The organism is Thalassospira xianhensis MCCC 1A02616, from assembly GCF_003326475.1.
GTDB lineage: Bacteria > Pseudomonadota > Alphaproteobacteria > Rhodospirillales > Thalassospiraceae > Thalassospira > Thalassospira xianhensis.
The window spans coordinates 1-18,798 of record NZ_JPWA01000033.1 but is presented as its reverse complement, the minus strand read 5'-3'; the positions used below and the strand labels follow the sequence as shown (position 1 = coordinate 18,798).

17 protein-coding genes are annotated in these 18,798 nt (G+C 56.1%); 4 read left to right on the top strand and 13 right to left on the bottom strand.

The annotated features are described in order from the left end of the window. Window positions 1-125 precede the first annotated feature (125 nt). Entirely contained in the window at window positions 126-1,928 is a 1,803-nt protein-coding gene (locus TH5_RS20185) for a monovalent cation:proton antiporter-2 (CPA2) family protein (protein WP_114123378.1), read from the top strand. A gap of 12 nt (window positions 1,929-1,940) precedes the next feature. On the opposite strand, the gene TH5_RS20180 is transcribed toward TH5_RS20185, so the two are convergent. Further along, window positions 1,941-2,474, bottom strand: a complete 534-nt coding sequence (locus TH5_RS20180; protein ID WP_114123377.1) for an NUDIX hydrolase — start codon at window positions 2,472-2,474, stop codon at window positions 1,941-1,943. Between the two features lie 96 nt (window positions 2,475-2,570). Then, a complete protein-coding gene (locus TH5_RS20175) occupies window positions 2,571-3,227 on the bottom strand; it encodes an NAD(P)-dependent oxidoreductase (RefSeq protein WP_062950998.1) in 657 nt (218 codons plus the stop codon). A gap of 196 nt (window positions 3,228-3,423) precedes the next feature. Between TH5_RS20175 and TH5_RS20170 the strand changes: the two genes are divergently transcribed. Further along, entirely contained in the window at window positions 3,424-3,981 is a 558-nt protein-coding gene (locus TH5_RS20170; protein WP_062950997.1) for a DJ-1/PfpI/YhbO family deglycase/protease, read from the top strand. 69 nt (window positions 3,982-4,050) lie between these two features. On the opposite strand, the gene TH5_RS20165 is transcribed toward TH5_RS20170, so the two are convergent. The 11 genes from TH5_RS20165 to hutI form a co-directional block, all read right to left on the bottom strand. Further along, the gene (locus TH5_RS20165) at window positions 4,051-5,598 is read right to left on the bottom strand and encodes a TRAP transporter large permease (RefSeq protein ID WP_114123376.1); all 1,548 of its coding nucleotides are present in this window, start codon (window positions 5,596-5,598) and stop codon (window positions 4,051-4,053) included. Then, entirely contained in the window at window positions 5,598-6,101 is a 504-nt protein-coding gene (locus TH5_RS20160; RefSeq protein WP_114123375.1) for a TRAP transporter small permease subunit, read from the bottom strand. The genes TH5_RS20165 and TH5_RS20160 overlap by 1 nt, the downstream gene beginning before the upstream one ends. A gap of 60 nt (window positions 6,102-6,161) precedes the next feature. Beyond that, complete coding sequence (locus TH5_RS20155) at window positions 6,162-7,259, bottom strand: TRAP transporter substrate-binding protein (RefSeq protein WP_062950993.1); 1,098 nt, start codon at window positions 7,257-7,259, stop codon at window positions 6,162-6,164. A gap of 72 nt (window positions 7,260-7,331) precedes the next feature. Continuing rightward, on the bottom strand, window positions 7,332-9,008 hold the full coding sequence (gene hutU / locus TH5_RS20150; RefSeq protein WP_114123374.1) for a urocanate hydratase: 1,677 nt from the start codon (window positions 9,006-9,008) through the stop codon (window positions 7,332-7,334). Beyond that, entirely contained in the window at window positions 9,005-9,805 is an 801-nt protein-coding gene (gene hutG / locus TH5_RS20145) for an N-formylglutamate deformylase (RefSeq protein ID WP_114123373.1), read from the bottom strand. The genes hutU and hutG overlap by 4 nt, the downstream gene beginning before the upstream one ends. 1 nt (window position 9,806) lies before the next feature. Next, window positions 9,807-11,309: an HAL/PAL/TAL family ammonia-lyase gene (locus TH5_RS20140; protein WP_114123372.1), complete on the bottom strand. Its 1,503-nt coding sequence runs from the start codon at window positions 11,307-11,309 to the stop codon at window positions 9,807-9,809. After that, window positions 11,306-12,130 (bottom strand): quaternary amine ABC transporter ATP-binding protein, encoded by an 825-nt coding sequence (locus TH5_RS20135; protein ID WP_062950985.1) that lies wholly within the window; start codon window positions 12,128-12,130, stop codon window positions 11,306-11,308. The genes TH5_RS20140 and TH5_RS20135 overlap by 4 nt, the downstream gene beginning before the upstream one ends. Continuing rightward, window positions 12,123-12,980 (bottom strand): ABC transporter permease, encoded by an 858-nt coding sequence (locus TH5_RS20130; RefSeq protein WP_062950983.1) that lies wholly within the window; start codon window positions 12,978-12,980, stop codon window positions 12,123-12,125. Before TH5_RS20130 ends, TH5_RS20135 begins: the two co-directional genes overlap by 8 nt. A 101-nt stretch (window positions 12,981-13,081) precedes the next feature. Next, window positions 13,082-14,116: an ABC transporter substrate-binding protein gene (locus tag TH5_RS20125; RefSeq protein ID WP_114123408.1), complete on the bottom strand. Its 1,035-nt coding sequence runs from the start codon at window positions 14,114-14,116 to the stop codon at window positions 13,082-13,084. A gap of 195 nt (window positions 14,117-14,311) precedes the next feature. Beyond that, window positions 14,312-15,853: a histidine ammonia-lyase gene (hutH, locus tag TH5_RS20120; protein WP_114123371.1), complete on the bottom strand. Its 1,542-nt coding sequence runs from the start codon at window positions 15,851-15,853 to the stop codon at window positions 14,312-14,314. Window positions 15,854-15,908: 55 nt separating this feature from the next. Beyond that, window positions 15,909-17,135 (bottom strand): imidazolonepropionase, encoded by a 1,227-nt coding sequence (hutI, locus tag TH5_RS20115; RefSeq protein ID WP_114123370.1) that lies wholly within the window; start codon window positions 17,133-17,135, stop codon window positions 15,909-15,911. Between the two features lie 79 nt (window positions 17,136-17,214). On the opposite strand from hutI, the gene TH5_RS20110 reads away from it, so the two are divergent. Together TH5_RS20110 and TH5_RS20105 are read left to right on the top strand one after the other, a co-directional pair. Further along, window positions 17,215-18,579 carry a formimidoylglutamate deiminase gene (locus tag TH5_RS20110; protein WP_114123369.1) on the top strand — a complete coding sequence of 455 codons (1,365 nt, stop codon included), beginning with the start codon at window positions 17,215-17,217 and terminating at the stop codon, window positions 18,577-18,579. Next, window positions 18,576-18,798: GntR family transcriptional regulator (locus TH5_RS20105; protein WP_114123368.1), on the top strand; the 223-nt coding region annotated here is incomplete at its 3' end. The genes TH5_RS20110 and TH5_RS20105, both read left to right, overlap by 4 nt.

Genomic DNA, 18,798 nt, shown 5'->3' with positions numbered 1-18,798 from the left:
AGCTTGTTTCCTTGACAAGGTTTTAGATGCGCTACGTTTGCTCACTCGCTAAACTGGAATCATGGGTATAAGCGCCCGATAAGATCGCCAGAAATCATCACAAAAAGCACAAGGACAAAGGCAAAATGGCAGCAATTGAAGGCGGGTTCCTGCACACGGCGGTTCTTTTCCTTGGTGCAGCCGTGATCGCGGTGCCTGTCTTTAAAAAACTGCGTCTAGGTTCCGTGCTGGGGTATTTGTGCGCAGGGGCATTGATCGGACCATTTGGCCTTGCTCTAATTGCAGAACCGGAAGAAGTCCTGCATTTCGCCGAGTTTGGCGTTGTTCTTTTGTTATTTATTATTGGTCTTGAATTACGTCCCCAACGCCTGTGGGCGATGAAAGGCGAGATTTTCGGACTGGGTCTGATGCAGGTTGCCGTCACTGCCGCCCTTCTTTATGCCGTGCTAACTGCCTTTGACTGGCCGTGGCAGCAGGCCGTGATTGCCGCACTTGCGCTGTCGCTTTCCTCAACCGCCTTTGCCCTTCAGATCCTTGAAGAAAAGGGCACGCTCAATAGCGACCATGGCAATACCGCCTTTTCGATCCTGCTGTTTCAGGACCTTGCCATTGTGCCGCTGATCGCCCTTGTCGCATGGCTCAGCCCGATAAGCGATGGCGGCGAAGCCGGAACCGACTGGATCTATATCGCCAAGACCATCGGTGCGATCGCACTTGTGATCGGGGCGGGCAAATATCTGCTTAATCCATTTTTCCGTATCATCGCCCTGACCCGGGCACAGGAAATCTTCACGTCTGCCGCACTGCTGCTGGTGATCGGCGCGGCCCTTCTGATGCAGGCTGTCGGTCTGTCGATGGCACTGGGCGCGTTTCTGGTCGGTGTGATGCTGGCCGATTCCGAATATCGACATCAGCTTGAAACCGATATCGAGCCCTTCCGCGGCATCCTTTTGGGTCTGTTTTTCATCGCAGTCGGCATGTCGGTCAACTGGCCGCTGGTCGCTGATAATATTGGAATTGTTCTGGCGTCAGTTGCCGGGCTGATGGCAATCAAGGGGATCGTGGTTTATGGCCTGTGCCGGGTTTTCCGCAAATGTCACGCAACTGCCTGGCGAGCCGCGATCACCATCCCGCAGGGGGGTGAATTTGCCTTTGTCCTGTTTAGCATGGCGGCATCGCTTGCCGTCATCAGTGCCACACGCGCCAACCTTCTGACCGCTATCGTCACCCTTTCGATGGCGGCCACCCCGCTTGTCGGTGCGATTGCCGAAAAACTGTCTGCCAAACTGCGCAAGGATGACCAGCCGGATGTGGACGGCATCGAAATGGCCGAACTGCAATCGGTGATCATTGTCGGCTTTGGCCGTTTCGGACAAATCATTTCACGTGTCATGGCTGCCCGTGGCATCAACGCCACCGCGATCGACAATGATCCGAAACGCATCCAGCTGGCCAGCCTTTATGGCAACAAGGTCTATTTCGGCGATGTCCGGCGAAGCGATGTTCTTGCCACCGCCGGGGCCGCGAATGCCGATCTGATCTGCCTTTGCATCAATGATCGTGAGGCGACCAGACATGCCGCCAAATATATCAGCGAACTGTTTCCCAAACCGAAATTGCTGGTGCGTGTTTACGACCGCAACCATGCACTCGATCTGATGGAAATCGGGCTTGGCGTCGAACAGCTTTATCGAGAAACCTTTGATGCAGGTGTTTCCATGGCACGTCACGGGCTTTCAATGCTTGAAACCGAACATGATGTCATTGATCAGATTGCTGATGAATTTCGCCGTCGCGATATCGATATGCTGCACGCCCAAGTGGCCGAAGGCCGCATTGCCGGGATGGCAAAGGTTCATGAAAGCTATCAGCTTGACCGCAATGATGCGCGCACCAACAAGGATGACCCGGCAATGTCGCGGCTGTAATTGTCCGCTCCGTTAACCTTGGGCAAAACCCCGAAGCTTGTCACGCATCACCAGAACCGAATGCTCGTCGGTGTAATCCTCCAGCCGGTCAAGCGCCACCCATGCCAGATCATCGGATTCATCGGTGATCTTCAGAGGATCGCGCATGTCGGCTTCAAACAGGAACCGCATGTCATAATGCAGATGCGCTGGTCCCTTGGCATTTTCTGGAATTTCGTGAATGTCGATATCAAAAATCGCAGATGACAGGGGCCGTATCCACGAAAGCCCGCTTTCCTCATAAGCCTCGCGTTGGGCAACAAACAACACATCACGCACTCCGTCACAATGCCCGCCAAGCTGAAGCCAGCGTTTAAGCTTCCGATGATGGGTCAGCACCACATGACTGCGTTCCGCATTCACGACAAAGGCCGATCCCGTGACATGTGACGTTACCGGATCATTTTCAAATGCCTTGGGTTCACCTGCGATAAAGTCACTGATACGTAGGTGATTTTCCAGGTCACGATCAGACTGTGGGACAAAGCTGGCAAGGTCGATATGCATGATATTCCGGTGTTTGAAATTGACGGTTTGCCGACCCTAGCTGAAGCCGCCACAGCAGAACAACCGAAAACCCGGAAGCATAAAGACGAAGCCAACCTATTTCCGGACGATCCGATTTACCGCATCGGAAATCTCCGTTCCACCATCGGTCAGTTCGATAATCTCCCGCCGGATTTCCGGGGTTTCAATCAATTTGGCCAGAAACTGCGCAACATTGCCACGCTTGACCGTGCCGTAAGGAATCGCAAATCCGGCGTTCACGCGCCCGTCCTGATCTTCATGCAACAATGTCCCCGGCCGGAGGATCACCCAATCAGCATCGGATGCCGCAACATCCGCATCGGCGCGCTTTTTCTCGGTCATGTAATGTTCAAACCGCGGATTGGGGTCTTTGCCGCGTCCGGCTTCGGGGAAGGCGGAAACAAGATAAAGCCGCGAAATGCCTTCCTGCTTCATCGCCGCCAACACATGCCCCGGCCCGTCGCCATCAATTCGCGTGGTCCGGTCAAGGCCGCTGCCCGCCGCCCCGGATGAAAAGATAACAATGTCATGACCCCGGATCAAAGGGGCAAGCGTTTCGGCTGTTAATTCCATCAGGTCACCAGCAACCGGTGTAATCCCTGCATTCCTGAGGTTATCGGCCTGTTCGGTTTTACGATGCAGCCCTGTAACCTGATGCCCGTTCGCTAGTAAAATCGGCGCCAGACGATGACCAATGCCACCCGTGACGCCAATGATGAAAACCCGTGCCATATCGCGTCTCCGACTTCTTTATGTCGATGCAAACCTGTCTTTAGAGCTAGTTTGCAACCCTTCGATGTCAACAAGAGCCGCAGTTTCCAGTTGGCTCGGACATCGGCACAAAATTGCCACAGGAAAATTTGGAACGTTTTGAAATCATAGCCGTTGGTGAGGTGTAGCGCTCGACATCAATGAAAGGAGAGACGTTATGCCTGCGATTGATACCGCAAAGATTCTTATTCTCGCGACCGATGGCTATGAACGTTCGGAATTGCGTGTTCCGCGCGACAAACTGTCGACCCACGGGGCTGATGTCAAAATCGCATCCCCCAAATCATCTCCGATCAAAAGCTGGGATAAAAAGGATTGGGGCGACACGGTCGATGTCGATATCGAAGTCAAAGATGTCGATATCAACGATTACGACGCACTGGTTATCCCCGGCGGCCAGATCAATCCCGATCTTCTGCGCAATGACGAGGCATCCGTCAGTCTGGTCCGTGAATTCGTCGCATCCGGTAAACCGGTTGCAGCGATTTGCCACGGCCCGTGGCTTCTGGTCGAAGCTGGTGCCCTGCGCGGGCGCGCCGCAACTTCATACAGTTCGATCAAAACCGACTTGCTGAATGCCGGTGCGGTTTGGCGCGATGAACCCGTGGTCTGCGATCAGGCGATTATCACGTCACGCAATCCTAACGATCTTGATGCCTTTGTTTCCAAGATTGTCGAGGAAGTCAGCGAAGGCAAACATCGTCGCGCTGCATAACCGATCAAGGTCCCCCGCCTGATCAACAAAAACGCCCCGGTTTTCCGGGGCGTTTTTTATTCAAAGGCATCAGAAAACCACGCTTGGCAACCATTTGGCTAAAGACGGCCATAGCCAGATCACGAAGATGCCAAACACCTGAAGTGCGATAAACGGCACCACACCGGCATAAATCTGTCCGGTGGTGATTTCAGGTGGTGCGGCACTGCGCAGGTAAAACAGCGAGAAGCCGAATGGCGGCGTTAAGAACGACGTCTGCAGATTGATCGCAATCAGGATCGCCAGCCACACCGGATCATGCCCCATCATGATCAGCCCAGGTGCGATCAATGGCAGCAGGATCACCGTGATTTCCACGAAATCAAGGAAGAAGCCCAGAACGAAAATCACTGCCATGCAGAAGAACAGCGCGCCCATCGGGCCACCAGGCATGGATTCAAGGATTTCCGCCACATGGTCTTCGCCGCCTAGCCCGATAAACACCAGCGAAAACATGCTGGCGGTCAGGATGGTGGCAAAGATCATCGCCGTAACGGTCATCGTCGATGTCAGTGCGGATTTCAGAACGTCCGCCTTCCATGCCTGTTTCAGACACGCGGCAATCGCGGCAATGCCAGCAATCGCCAGAACGACATATCCCGCACCCAGAACATAATCAAACCCGGTCAGATCATTTCGCTGAAACCGGACCGGTGCAATCCCGGCCATGACCGCAAGGATCAGAAGGGCCGCAGTTCCCGCCAGCACCAGATTGCGACTGGCCCCCTGCCGGATACCCGCCATCAGGATCGCACCAATCGCGCCGACCGATGCTGCCTCGGTCGGGGTGGCAATCCCGCCAAGGATCGCACCAAGAACCGCAATGATCAGCAAAACCGGCGGCAGGATGGCGCGGATCACCTCGCCCATATCCGGACGGCCATCGTCACTTTTGACCGGCGGCATATCGTTTGGCCGGAAAAAACCGCGCAACAGGATATAGGCGATATAAATCACCACCAGCGTCAGACCGGGGATCAGCGCACCGGCAAAAATCTGCCCGACCGAAATCGTTTCGATGGTGAATTTGCCCTGTTCATACTGTGCCTGCTGATAGGCCGATGACATCACATCCGACAGAATGATCAGAAGCGTCGAGGGTGGAATGATCTGCCCCAGTGTCCCTGCCGTGCACACAAGGCCAGAGGCCATTTTCGGATTATAGCCAGTGCGCAACATGGTCGGCAGCGCGATCATGCCCATCGCAATCACGGTCGCGCCAACAATCCCCGTCGATGCCGCCAGCAACGCGCCCACCAGCACGACCGAAATACCAAGCCCGCCGCGCAACTGGCCAAACAACCGGCCCATGGTATGCAGCAGATCTTCGGCAATGCGTGATCGTTCCAGCACCACGCCCATCAGAACGAATAACGGAATGGCAATCAGCACATCATTGGTCAGAACGCCAAACACCCGCTGACCAAGGGCACCCATCAACGCAATATTCATCGCGTCCGTCGCCCAGCCGATAAAGGCAAAAATCACCGCCACACCAGCAATGGAAAACGACACCGGGAAACCCAGCAAAATGCAGCCCATCAGGGCCGCAAACATCAATAAATCAAGATATTCCATCAGGCGGCACGCCCCCGCAGAATGATAATTTGCCGCAGAAGACAGGCAACCGACTGAATAATCAAAAGAATACAAAAGGCCGGGATCAGGGATTTCAGCAACCATACGGCGGGAATCCCGCCCACCGAAATTGCACCTTCCAGCATCGAAACGGAATTCACCACGGACGGCCATGACCAATACAGCAACGTCGCCATCGACGGGATCGCCAGCACGACATAGCCAAAGGCATCAATTCTCGCCTTGGTCGTTTCGCGTGCCGCGGCATAGAAAATATCGACCCGCACATGCCGGTCGACCAGAAGCGTATAACCCGCCCCCAGCATGAAAAGCCCGGAATGCAGGTAAAGCACGCTTTCATTTAACGCGATCGAACTGAACCCGAAAACATAGCGCAGCAAAACCACGGCAAACTGCAAAAGAACCATCAGAAGTGCGAACCATCGCACAGTCATTCCGGTCCACTGGTTCACCTGATCCAGTGCATCAGCAAGGCGTTGCATGAAATCCCCCGCGAAACGACAAAACCGGCGCGAGCAAACCCGCGCCGGTCGTCAGTTCTATCAGAAGCCAAGGACCTTGGCGCGCGCATTCATCTGACCATTATCGGCATAGGTCATGTAGCCGCCAATAAGATCACGATAGGCAACAAAGCTCTCAGTCGTTTTGCGTGTCAGCGCGTCATCGCTTTCGCGAAGCTCGCCAATCACTTCGGCTGCTGCCTTGCCCATTGCTTCGATCACATCATCGGGCAACATGCGCACCTGCACTTCCTGCTCGGCAACAAGCTGCTTCAGGGCCATCGCATGCTTGGTCTCGTACTCGGTCCAGACCTCGTTATAAAGGCTGTCACAGGCAAATTTGACCACGGCCTTAAGGTCGTCGGGAAGGTCGGCATATGCCTTGGCATTTACCGCACATTCCTCGGCCGAGGACGGCTCGCCCACACCGGGCCAGTAATAGTTCTTGGCAACCTGATAGAAGCCAAGAGCACTATCGGACCACGGACCGATGAACTCGCCTGCGTCAAGCGCACCGGACTGCAATGCCTGGAACATATCACGCCCGCCCATGGCCTGAACCGCCATGCCAAGCTTCGCGCACATTTCCGATGCAAGGCCGGTGGTACGGAACTTAAGCCCCTTAAGGTCTTCAGCCGATTTGATTTCATTGCGGAACCAGCCGGCCCACTGCGGGCCGGAATTCCCGCAAAGGAACGGTTTCAGGCCAAACTGGCCATAAATCTCGTCATAAAGTTCCTGACCGCCACCATGGGTCAGCCAGCCAACCTGTTCGTCTGCACGCAGGCCAAACGGCTGCGAACCGAACAGAAGAATGCCCTTGGATTTCGATCCCCAATAAGCCGGAACCGCGTGATAAATGTCCGCAGTCCCCTCGGCAACAGCATCAAACACGCCGTTGCCCGGCACCAGTTCACCGGCGGCATGCAACTTGACCTCGATCCGGCCACCCGAAAGGGTCGTGATGCGATCAGCCAGTTTCTGTGCGGCAACGCCCGGCCCGGGCAGGTTTTTGGGCCATGCGGTCACCATGTTCCACTGGCGCTTGTCCTGTGCAATTGCCGGGGTGGCAAAGGTCGCCGCGACGGCGGCAGCCCCGGCACCCGCAACACCGGCGGTCAGAAATTCACGTCTTTTCATTTTATATAGCCTCCTTGATGAAGAACCCTGATTGGTCGGGGGCATTTGCCCCCGGACCCATCTTTTGTCAGATTACTTGCCAAGAATCCCGGGAAGATTAAGCCCGTGTTCTCGTGCACAATCCAGTGCGATGTCATATCCCGCATCGGCATGACGCATCACACCGGTTGCCGGATCATTCCAAAGGACACGTTCGACCCTGCGTGCGGCATCTTCCGTGCCGTCACAACAAATCACCATGCCGGAATGCTGCGAAAAGCCCATTCCGACACCACCACCATGATGCAACGAGACCCAGGTGGCCCCCGATGCCGTATTCAGCAGCGCATTAAGCAACGGCCAGTCACTGACCGCATCGGAGCCATCTTTCATGGCTTCGGTTTCGCGGTTCGGGCTAGCGACCGATCCGCTATCCAGATGGTCACGGCCGATCACCACAGGGGCTTTCAGTTCACCGTTTTTGACCATCTCGTTAAAGGCAAGCCCGAGACGGTGACGCTGCCCCAGACCGACCCAGCAAATACGTGCTGGCAGGCCCTGGAACGAAATGCGTTCGCGCGCCATATCCAGCCAGTTATGCAGATGCTTGTCATCCGGAATCAGTTCCTTGACCTTCTGATCGGTCTTGTAGATATCCTCGGGATCACCCGAAAGTGCAGCCCAGCGGAACGGACCAATCCCCTTGCAGAACAGCGGCCGGATATAGGCCGGAACAAATCCCGGAAAAGCAAAGGCGTTCTCAAACCCTTCTTCCAGTGCCATCTGACGGATATTGTTGCCGTAATCGACGGTCGGGATACCCGCATCGTGGAAGGCAACCATCGCCTCGACCTGAACGCGCATGGATGCGCGCGCGGCCTTTGCCACGGCTTTCGGATCAGATTCCTGCTTTTCGCGCCATTCCGCAACAGACCAGCCCTGCGGCAGGTAACCATGAACCGGGTCATGGGCCGATGTCTGATCGGTCACGATATCGGGGCGAACACCGCGTTTGACCAGTTCCGGGAAGACATCGGCGGCATTGCCGATCAGGGCAACCGATTTCGCCTCGCCCGCCTTGGTCCAGCGATCAATCATCGCCAGTGCTTCGTCCAGCGAATGGGTTTTTTCATCGACATAACGGGTACGAAGGCGGAAATCGGCCCGCGTTTCATCGCATTCAACGGCCAGACAGGACGCACCGGCCATAACCGCGGCCAATGGCTGTGCGCCGCCCATACCGCCAAGACCACCCGTCAGGATCCATTTGCCCTTAAGACTGCCGCCATAATGCTGACGCCCGGCCTCGACAAAGGTTTCATAGGTGCCCTGAACGATGCCTTGTGATCCGATATAAATCCATGAACCCGCCGTCATCTGGCCATACATCGCCAGACCTTTTTTATCGAGTTCGTTGAAATGATCCCAATTGGCCCAATGCGGCACAAGGTTGGAATTGGCAATCAAAACACGCGGTGCATCCTTGTGGGTGCGGAACACGCCCACCGGCTTGCCCGACTGCACCAAAAGAGTCTGGTCATCTTCCAGTTCCTTCAGGCTGGCAACGATCTGGTCGAAATCCTTCCAGGTACGTGCCGCACGGCCAATACCGCCATAAACCACCAGTTCATGCGGATTTTCGGCCACATCCGGATGCAGGTTATTCATCAACATGCGCATCGGTGCTTCTGTCAGCCAGCTTTTGGCAGTGATTTCCGTACCGGTTGCCGGATAGACGTCGCGCTGGTTATGCCGCGGATTGTTGCTCATGATTTGCCTCTTAACGTCGGGGCCAGTTCGGCCAATTTTTCAAGAATGGAAGTCAGATGCGTGCGCAGTTTTGCGGCACGGCTTTCGTCATAGGTCCAGGGTGCTGCCTCGGCCTGAAGATAAGTGGATTGCGCCAGTTCCATCTGGATGGCGTGCTGATTGATATCGGGGCGACCGTAATGGCGCGTGGTCCAGCCGCCTTTGAAACGGCCATTGACGATGCTGGTGTAATCCTGTGCCGCAGTACAGATATCGCGCGTTGCCGCCTCGATCACCGGATCGCAGGTCGTACCCAGATTGGTGCCGATATTGAAATCGGGAAGCTTGCCGTCAAACAGGAACGGGATGTGTGACCGGATCGAATGGCAATCATACAGGATCGCAACCCCGTGTTTTTCGCGCACCCGGTCAAGCTCGCCTGCCAATGCCTGATGATAGGCGCTGTGAAAATGATGCGCCCGAAATGCGATATCATCATCGTCAAGTTCCTGATCCCAGATATTTTCACCATCAAAATCGGTTAACGGCACCAAGGTCGTGGTGTTCTGACCGGGATATAAACTGACCCCGGCCGGATCACGATTGGCATCAATCACGTAACGGTGGAACGTTGCCCGAACCGTCGTAACATTATCCAGAAGCCCGTCATAAAGCGTGTGGATATGCCAATCCGTATCGGCAAGTTCGCGCCCGCGATCATTCAGTTTTGCGGCAATGTCGTCTGGAACATAGGTCCCCGTATGGGGCAATCCCAGAACGATGGGGCCATCACCGCGTTGTATTTCCACAGGATTCATATCAACCGATCTCCTGATTGATGAAAGTGGCCTTCATAAAAGTCCGGATGGCGTTGAAATCGTCATGCATCGGGCGATCATCGCGATAGGACGGAACAACCGCACGAATATCGGCGTAAATCTTGCCGGTGCGTTTTGCCGGTGCGACATCTTCTGCCCGAAGGTCATAAGCCTGTGCTGCTGCCAGAAGTTCGATCCCCAGAACCGTTTCCAGATTGTCGAGGATACCCAGCAACTTCCAGGCTGCCGGTGTGGCATGGGTCAGGATATCTTCCTGAAGGGCTGATGTGATCCCACCGTCCAAGCTTGCCGGGGCGGCAAGGCGACGATTTTCCGCAACCAGTGCCACAGCGGTATATTGCGCAATCATGTAACCGGAACACACACCGCTTTCCGGCACGAGAAAAGCAGGCAAACCGCTTACCATCGGATTGACCAATCGATCGATCCGGCGTTCCGAAATTGCCGCCAGTTCGGCCGCCGCCACCGCAAGCCCGTCCAGAACCAACCCCAACGCGGCGCCTACCGCATGGGCTTCGGAATGGACTTCCGGTGCGGTTGCATCACCCGAAACGGCCGGGTTATCGGTCACACTTGCCAGCTCGCGTTCAACCGTTTCGACGGTATTATCAAACAGGTCTCGTACGGCGCCGTGCACATGGGGCACTGCGCGCACACTTAACGGGTCCTGCGTGCGTTTGCCTGCCGATGTCGCCAGCATCGGGCTGTCGCTGAGATAATCGCGCAGAATCCTGCCGACTTTCTGCAAACCGTCCGACTTCCGCAACCCAAGTGCTTTTTCGGAAAATGCCGTGATCTGACATCCAAGGTTTTCAGCACTCAGTGCTGCTGCCGTATCAGCCCACGCCATTAACAACTGCAACCGCGAAAGTGCCACACAGGCAAGCCCGGTCGCACAGGGTGTCCCGTTAACCAGACTAAGCCCTTCCTTGGCTTCAAGTTTCAGCGGGGAGATTCCGATCTGTTTGCAGGCTTCTGCACCGGTAATTCGCACACCACCCTGCACCGCATGACCATGCCCGATCAAAACCAGCCCGATCGATGCCGCGTGGGTCAGATATCCGACAGATCCACGCGATGGTACCACCGGAACGCAGTTGGCATTCAGAAGTGCTACCAGGGCGTTTACCACCTCGATCCGAACACCGGATGCACCATGCGCAAAGTTATTAATCTGGGCGGCCATGATCGCGCGGGTTTCAAACTGTCCCAGCGGATCACCAACCCCGCAGGCATGGCTCATCAGGATATTGTGCGACAACGCCTGCTGACGATCCCGATCAATGATCACGTCACACAGCGCACCAACACCGGTATTGATGCCATATCCCTTGATGCCACGTTCCACCAGCGCGTCAACAATTTCCCGTGCTTTTACGATCCGTTCACGTGCTTCCAATGACAGTGTAAGGCGCGCACCATGGGCAACGGCGGCAATCTGTTGCCAGCTCAGGGATGACGAAAGCACAACATCCTGTGTCATTGCGCCTCCACTCCGACCTGACGGCGCTGGACGAACCGGGCAACATAATCATTTGCCGGATTATTCAGGATGTCCGCCGGTTTGCCAACCTGCACAAGCTGCCCGTCCTTCAGGATCGCGATTTCCGACCCGATCCGAAGCGCTTCTTCAAGATCGTGGGTGATAAAGACGATGGTTTTGTGCAACTCGGTTTGAAGCTGCAAAAGCTGATCCTGCATTTCCGCCCGGATCAACGGATCAAGGGCGCTGAATGCCTCGTCCATCAGGATAACATCGGTATCGGCAGCCAATGCGCGGGCCAAACCGACGCGCTGGCGCATACCGCCAGACAATTCATGGGGATACTTGTTTTCATATCCCGTCAAATTGACCGCATCGATCCATTTCTGGCCGATTTCACGTGCTTCCTGTTTGGATGTACCACGCACCTTCTGACCGTAAATCACGTTCTGCATCACGGTTCGGTGCGGCATCAGGGCAAAGCTTTGAAACACCATGCTGACACGATGGGTCCGGAACGAACGCAATGCCTTCGGCGACAGGTTCAGGATATTTTCGCCATCAAACAGAACCTCGCCACTGGTCGGTTCGATCAGCCGGTTCAGGTGCCGGACAAGGGTCGATTTCCCCGAACCGGACAGGCCCATGATCACAAAAATCTGACCCGGTTCGATGGTCAGGCTGACATCGTTAAGACCAACCGAACATCCCGACACATTGAGGATTTCATCCTTGTCCTTGCCTTCACGCGCCATCTGCAACGCGTTCTGTTCCTGATGGCCAAAGATTTTGAAAACATTGCGGATTTCGATTTTACCCATGGCTCGCCCCTCCTGCCTTCGGCTTGCCAAGGCCCTGTGTAATCCGGTCCAGCAACACGGCAAGAATGACAATCCCGATCCCGGCTTCCAGTCCCTTGCCGACATCAAGTGTCTGAATGCCGTTCAAAACCTGTTCGCCAAGCCCGCGCGCACCAATCATCGATGCAACAACCACCATCGACAGCGCCATCATGATCGTCTGGTTCAGGCCCGCCATGATGGTTGGTGTCGCCAGCGGAAGCTCGACCCCGAACAGGATTTGCCGTGGGCTGCCGCCAAACGCGGTTGCAGCTTCGACCACTTCCTTGTCGACCTGACGAATACCCAGATCGGTCAATCGGATCAGCGGCGGCACGGCATAAATGATGGTGGCAAGAATGGCTGGAACCTTGCCCAAGCCAAACAGCATCAGGGCCGGGATCAGATATACAAAGCTTGGCATTGTCTGCATGATATCAAGGATCGGCAGGATGATGCTGCGCACCAGACTGCTTTTGGCCGCCAGAATACCAAATGGCACCCCGATCACGACGGACACTATGGTCGCCATCAGCATCAATGCCAGTGTCTGCATCGTCAGGTCCCAGAGACCCAGTATTCCGACCACAAACAGCAAGACGCCAACCGCGACGGTCAGAACCCAGCGCCGCGAGCTGTACCACGCACCCGCCATGAAAAGGACGATAACAACCCACCACGGCAAGCCGCGCAGGACCCATTCGATGAACAGGACAGATTGCAAAAGCGCATGCGAAATCGCCTTGAATATCCAGCCGTAATTGATAACCAGCGTTTCGATGAAATCATTCACCGGGCCGCGAATGGAATAATGAAGGTTCTCGGGAAACATCGAAGATTTTCCTTTATTCTTGCCTGCTTGTCCGGATGCGCCCTAGGGCGCGAAACGGTTCTCCTGCCGACATTCCGGCAGGAGAACGCAGTCCGACAGACTTACTTGAGGCTGTCTTCGATCTTCGCCTTTGCCTCGGGCGAAACCCATTCACCCCAGACATCCGCCTTGGTTTTCAGGAATTCCTTCGCGGCAACATCGGCATCGACTTCATTGTCAGCCATATAGGCAAGGCTGCCATTGACGTCTTCAAGCGGGAAGGTCGCCTTTTCAAGAACGGCTGCGATTTCCGGTGCGTCTTTGGCAAAGGTACTGTTCACGCCGTAGGCAACATCGACACTCGGAAACGCGCAGGCTTCCTCGCGCTTGCCATCGGATTTCGAAAGTTCCGCCCAGCACGCATCGCTATAAGCCGGTTCATCAAGCTGAATCAGATTGAACTTGCCCATCATCGCGGTCGGCGACCAGTAATAGAACAGAAGCGGTTCGCCCTGCAGATATGCCGACTTGATCGCCGCATCGAGCGCGGTACCCGTGCCCGGGCGGAAGTTCACGTAATGATCGTCAAGCTGATAGGCTTCGAGCTTTGCGGTACTGATCCCCTCACAGGTCCAGCCGGACGGGCAGTTCAGGAAACGGCCCTTGGACGGTTCTTCCGGATCGGTGAACAGTTCGACATATTTCGGATCGGAAAGCTGGGTCACACTTTTCAGATCAGGGGCCATCGGCTCGATGCCGCGCTTTTCGTCCCCTTTGATCACGTAATCAGGTACGAACCAGCCCTCGCTGGCGCCGACAAAGGTTTTGCCAATGGCAACGACCTTGCCCTGATCAACGGCCTTGTTCCAGATGTCGCTGCGGCCAAGCCACTCTTCAGCGAAAATTTGAATGTCGTTATTGGCAACCGCCTGTTCGAGCGTGATCGAATTGCCCGGAATGGAATCCACCTGGCAATCATAGCCGGTCTCAAGGATGTTCATCATCACTTCGGTGATGAATGCCCCGCTTTCCCAGCTGATACCGGCAAATTTCACGGTGTTGCCGTCGCTGCAATAGGATGCACTTGCACCCGTCGTCGAAAGACCAAGTGCAACAATTGCAGCAAGGCCGGTGGTTTTAATGTGTTTCAAAGACATGGTAGCCCCTCTGTTCAAAATGCGTTCGGCACTTTTGCTTTTTGGACAGACCCGAAGGTCAGCCGGTTTCTTCCCTTGCGTGGTGATCTTGTGCCACCGACCCTTTTTGCTTTTGCCGCCTCGCTTTTGACGATTGCGGGGATTTCCCCGGATCACCGGTACAAAACCCGGTAATCCGGAAACTTTTTGCTGCCCTTACGCCTGTCCCCCGACGACAAAACCCGAAAGTTTCGCGGCCGAAACTAGGCTGCCATCGGTTACAAGTTCCGCAGCCTTCGCCAGATCCGGGGCCATGTAACGGTCCTGCTCGACGCTTGGAATGTCTTTGCGGACCATCGCCAGAACGTCCTGCAAACCGGCACTGGTTTTTAGCGGATGGCGGAATTCCACGCCCTGTGCGGCACAGATCAGCTCAACCCCCAGAATGTAGGAAAGGTTGGCATTCATTCGCGCCAGTCGGCGGGCGCCATGGGCAGCCATCGATACATGGTCTTCCTGATTAGCACTTGTGGGCGTGCTGTCGGTCGAACATGGATTGGCAAGATGCTTGTTCTCGCTCATCAGCGCTGCCGTTGTGACCTCGGCAATCATCAGACCGGAATTCAAACCCGGATCGGGCGTCAGGAACGGCGGCAGATCATGGGAAAGTGTCGGATCAACCATCAATGCCACGCGACGCTGGGCAATCGCCCCGATTTCGGCAACGGCAAGCGCGATCTGATCGGCGGCGAAGGCCACCGGTTCGGCATGGAAATTCCCGCCCGAAACAATCCGGCCATCTTCTTTGAGAACCAGCGGATTATCGGTGACCGCATTGGCCTCGATCTCCAGCGTTTGCCCGGCAAAGCGCAGCAAATCCATCGCGGCCCCGGTCACCTGGGGCTGGCAGCGGATGCAATACGGGTCCTGAACGCGGGTATCGCCTTCGCGATGGCTTTCGCGGATTTCCGATCCGTCCATCAATGCGCGCATCGACCGCGCGACATTGATCTGCCCCGGATGACCGCGCAGGGTATGGATTTCGTCCACCAACGGGGCGGTCGATCCCATGATCGCATCGGTCGAGAGCGAGGCGGTCACAATCGAACTGGCCGCGTTGCGCCAGGCTGAAAACAGCCCGACCAATGCGCATGCGGTTGAAAACTGTGTGCCGTTAATCAGGGCAAGGCCTTCTTTCGGGCCAAGGACCACCGGCGTCAGACCTGCCTTTTTCAGGGCGTCCGCACCGGCCATGGTTTCGCCGCGATAAATCGCTTCGCCAGCACCGATCATGACAGCTGTCATATGGGCGAGCGGCGCCAGATCGCCCGACGCCCCGACCGACCCCTGCGACGGGACAACCGGGGTTACGCCATATTCCAGCATGCCTTCGATCAGGTCGATAATGTCCCAGCGCACACCCGATGCACCCCGCCCCAGCGACAGCAATTTCAACGCCATCATCAAACGCGTGGTCGGAATATCAAGCGCATCCCCGACACCGCAGCAATGGCTGAGGATCAGGTTGCGTTGCAGGGTTTCGGTATCCTTGGCCGCAATCTTGACCGATGCCAGTTTGCCAAAACCGGTATTGACCCCGTAGACCGCATCACTGCCTTCGGCAGCGGCACGTACCATTGCTTGGGCGGCCTCGACCCCGGCCTTGGCCGACGGGTCCAGCTTCACGGCAGCCTGACTGCGCCAGATATGTTCAAGATCGGCCAGTTTCACCGAAGCGGGGATCAGGGTGACGGTCATTTTGCATCCTTGTCGAATACAGGTTACGAGGCGCGTAGGCAGAATTTCGATGCGCCTAGCGCGCCACCGGAACTCCACCAAAAATACGTTCGAACAGCGGGTTGAACCCGATGCGGTATGAAAGCTCTGCCGGGTGCGACACATTCCAGATTGCCAGATCGGCACGCATCCCTGCCCTGACCTGCCCGGTATCGGACAGGCCCAGCGCACGGGCGGCATGGGCCGTTGCGCCAACCAAGGCTTCCTCGGGGGTCAGGCGGAATAATGTGCAGGACATATTCATCGTGAGCAGGATCGACATCAGCGGCGATGTGCCCGGATTGCAATCGGTTGCAACCGCCATTGGCACACCATGCTTTCGAAAGGCGGCAATTGGCGGCAACTGCTTTTCATGCAGGGTATAAAATGCGCCAGGCAACAAGACCGCGACCGACCCGGATTTGGCCATCGCCATCGCGTCTTCTTCGTTGGCATATTCGACGTGATCGACCGACAGCGCGCCGTAACTTGCGGCCAGTTTGGTGCCGCCGATATTTGACAGCTGTTCGGCATGCAGTTTGACGGGAATGCCAAGCTTGCGGGCGACATCGAACACGCGGGTAATCTGTGCCGTGTCAAACGCGATGCCTTCGCAGAAACCGTCAACCGCATCGACCAGTCCTTCGGCGTGGGCGGCGCGCAATGTCGGGATGCAGACCTCGTCAATATAACGATCCGGTTCACCCTTGAATTCCGCCGGGGTGGCATGGGCACCAAGGAAAGTCGTTTTGATGCGAACCGAACGATGTTTTTCAATCGCGCGTGCGGCGCGCAGCATGTTCAGTTCGGTCTCGCGGTCCAGCCCGTAACCGGATTTGACCTCGATCACGCAAACACCCTCGGCCAGCAGCGCATCAACCCGCGGCAGGGCACTTGCCAGCAATTCTTCGACGCTGGCGGCGCGTGTTGCGCTTACGGTTGAAACAATGCCGCCACCCGCACGGGCGATTTCCTCGTAGCTTGCGCCTTGCAGGCGCATTTCGAATTCAACCGCACGGTTGCCGCCATGCACGACATGGGTATGGCAATCAATCAGGGCCGGTGTGACCAACCGCCCGCCAAGGTCACGATAAGGGAATTTTTTGCTGTCTTTATAGTCTTCGGGGATGGCATCGGCATCGCCGACCCAGACGATCTTTTCGCCCTCGATCGCGACGGCACCATTATCAATCATGCAATATGATAGCTGATCTTTGTCCGGCGCTTTATCGATCGCGACAATTTTCGCATTTCCCAAAAGCATGTAAAGCTCACCCTTGATAAGTCTGTTATTAAATATAATATGTACGTACATAATATCACTGTCAAGACGGGTATAGGCAATGACGGTTATCTGGGCAAATCAGGCACTTACGACTTCGGGTTGGGAAAACAACGTTCTGATCGAGATCGATGAAAGCGGCAGAATCTCTAGGGTTCAGGCCGATTCCCCTGCTACTGGAAACCGTGTCGGCACAGTTTTGCCCGCGATATCAAACCTGCATAGCCACGCGTTCCAGCGTTCGATGGCCGGACTGACCGAAAAACGCGGCCCCGATCCCCGTGACACCTTCTGGACATGGCGGCAATTGATGTTCCGCTTTCTGGATCAGCTGACCCCGGATCACGTGCAGGACATTGCGGCCTTTGTGCAAATGGAAATGCTCGAAGCCGGTTACGCCAACAATACCGAGTTCCATTACCTGCATCATCAGCCCGGCGGCGTTCCCTATGACAATATCGCCGAGATGGCCGAACGCATCGCCGCCGCAGCAAACATCACCGGTATCGGCCTTACCCTTCTGCCCGTGCATTACCAGTTCGGCGGTTGCGACAAACGCCCGCTTGGCGCGGGGCAAATCCGGTTTGGCAATGATCCGGAACGCTTTGCCAAATTGTATGAGGAAAGCGAAAAGGCGTTAAAATCCCTGCCGTCCGATACTCGCATGGGGGTTGCCCCGCATTCGCTGCGCGCCGTTGGTCGCGAGGACCTGATTGCCACAACCCGCCTGTCAAAGGATGGCCCGGTTCACATGCATCTGGCCGAACAGGTCGCCGAGGTGGAGGAGGTCGCGGCATCCTGGGGCAAGCGCCCGGTCGAATGGCTGCTTGAAAATACCGATGTTGATGAAAACTGGTGCCTGATCCATTGCACGCAAATGCAGGAACACGAAACGCTTGGACTTGCCAAAACCGGGGCGGTTGCCGGGCTTTGCCCGATCACCGAAAGCAGCCTTGGCGACGGTATCTTTGATGGCGTGCGTTACCTGAATGCGGGCGGTACCATTGGTGTCGGATCGGATTCCAATATCCGTATCTCGCTTTCCGAAGAACTCCGCACACTGGAATACAGCCAGCGTCTGCGCGATAAATCGCGCGCTGCCCTTGCCACCCCGGAAAAATCCACCGCCCGCCGGTTGTTTGATGCGGTTGCCAGGGGTGGTGCACAGGCCGCAGGCCGAGATGCCGGCCGAATCGAGGTTGGCGCACTTGCCGATCTGATGGCGCTCGATGGCTCGGCAGTTGACCTTATTGGTCGGACAGGCGATACGATCCTCGATACATATGTCTTTGCCGGAGATGATCGCATGGTGCGTGATGTCTGGTCGGCCGGTCGCCATGTTGTGACCGAGGGCCGCCATATCGCACACGATACGATCACCAACCGGTATCGCAAGGTGATGGAACAACTCAAGGAAGCGGTGTGAGCACCACCACGGAACTGACAAACTGGCAATCGGTCCATGACGAGGTCCTGCGCCGCATTCACACCCGTGAATGGAAACCCGGCGACCAGATCCCCAAGGAAGTCGAGCTGGCCGAGGAACTGGGCTGCGCGCGTGCGACCGTCAACCGGGCGCTCCGTGAACTTGCCGCCGAGGGCTTCCTTGATCGCCGACGCAAGGCCGGAACCCGTGTCGCGACCC

Coding starts and splice junctions, on each gene's coding strand:
- hutI (WP_114123370.1), bottom strand. CDS start 17,135: ATGCTTTTGGGAAATGCGAAAATTGTCGCGATCGATAAAGCGCCGGAC.
- TH5_RS20130 (WP_062950983.1), bottom strand. CDS start 12,980: ATGTTTCCCGAGAACCTTCATTATTCCATTCGCGGCCCGGTGAATGAT.
- TH5_RS20135 (WP_062950985.1), bottom strand. CDS start 12,130: ATGGGTAAAATCGAAATCCGCAATGTTTTCAAAATCTTTGGCCATCAG.
- TH5_RS20155 (WP_062950993.1), bottom strand. CDS start 7,259: ATGAAAAGACGTGAATTTCTGACCGCCGGTGTTGCGGGTGCCGGGGCT.
- hutH (WP_114123371.1), bottom strand. CDS start 15,853: ATGACCGTCACCCTGATCCCCGCTTCGGTGAAACTGGCCGATCTTGAA.
- TH5_RS20110 (WP_114123369.1), top strand. CDS start 17,215: ATGACGGTTATCTGGGCAAATCAGGCACTTACGACTTCGGGTTGGGAA.
- TH5_RS20170 (WP_062950997.1), top strand. CDS start 3,424: ATGCCTGCGATTGATACCGCAAAGATTCTTATTCTCGCGACCGATGGC.
- TH5_RS20165 (WP_114123376.1), bottom strand. CDS start 5,598: ATGGAATATCTTGATTTATTGATGTTTGCGGCCCTGATGGGCTGCATT.
- TH5_RS20125 (WP_114123408.1), bottom strand. CDS start 14,116: ATGTCTTTGAAACACATTAAAACCACCGGCCTTGCTGCAATTGTTGCA.
- hutG (WP_114123373.1), bottom strand. CDS start 9,805: ATGAATCCTGTGGAAATACAACGCGGTGATGGCCCCATCGTTCTGGGA.
- TH5_RS20180 (WP_114123377.1), bottom strand. CDS start 2,474: ATGCATATCGACCTTGCCAGCTTTGTCCCACAGTCTGATCGTGACCTG.
- TH5_RS20175 (WP_062950998.1), bottom strand. CDS start 3,227: ATGGCACGGGTTTTCATCATTGGCGTCACGGGTGGCATTGGTCATCGT.
- TH5_RS20160 (WP_114123375.1), bottom strand. CDS start 6,101: ATGCAACGCCTTGCTGATGCACTGGATCAGGTGAACCAGTGGACCGGA.
- TH5_RS20140 (WP_114123372.1), bottom strand. CDS start 11,309: ATGACACAGGATGTTGTGCTTTCGTCATCCCTGAGCTGGCAACAGATT.
- hutU (WP_114123374.1), bottom strand. CDS start 9,008: ATGAGCAACAATCCGCGGCATAACCAGCGCGACGTCTATCCGGCAACC.
- TH5_RS20185 (WP_114123378.1), top strand. CDS start 126: ATGGCAGCAATTGAAGGCGGGTTCCTGCACACGGCGGTTCTTTTCCTT.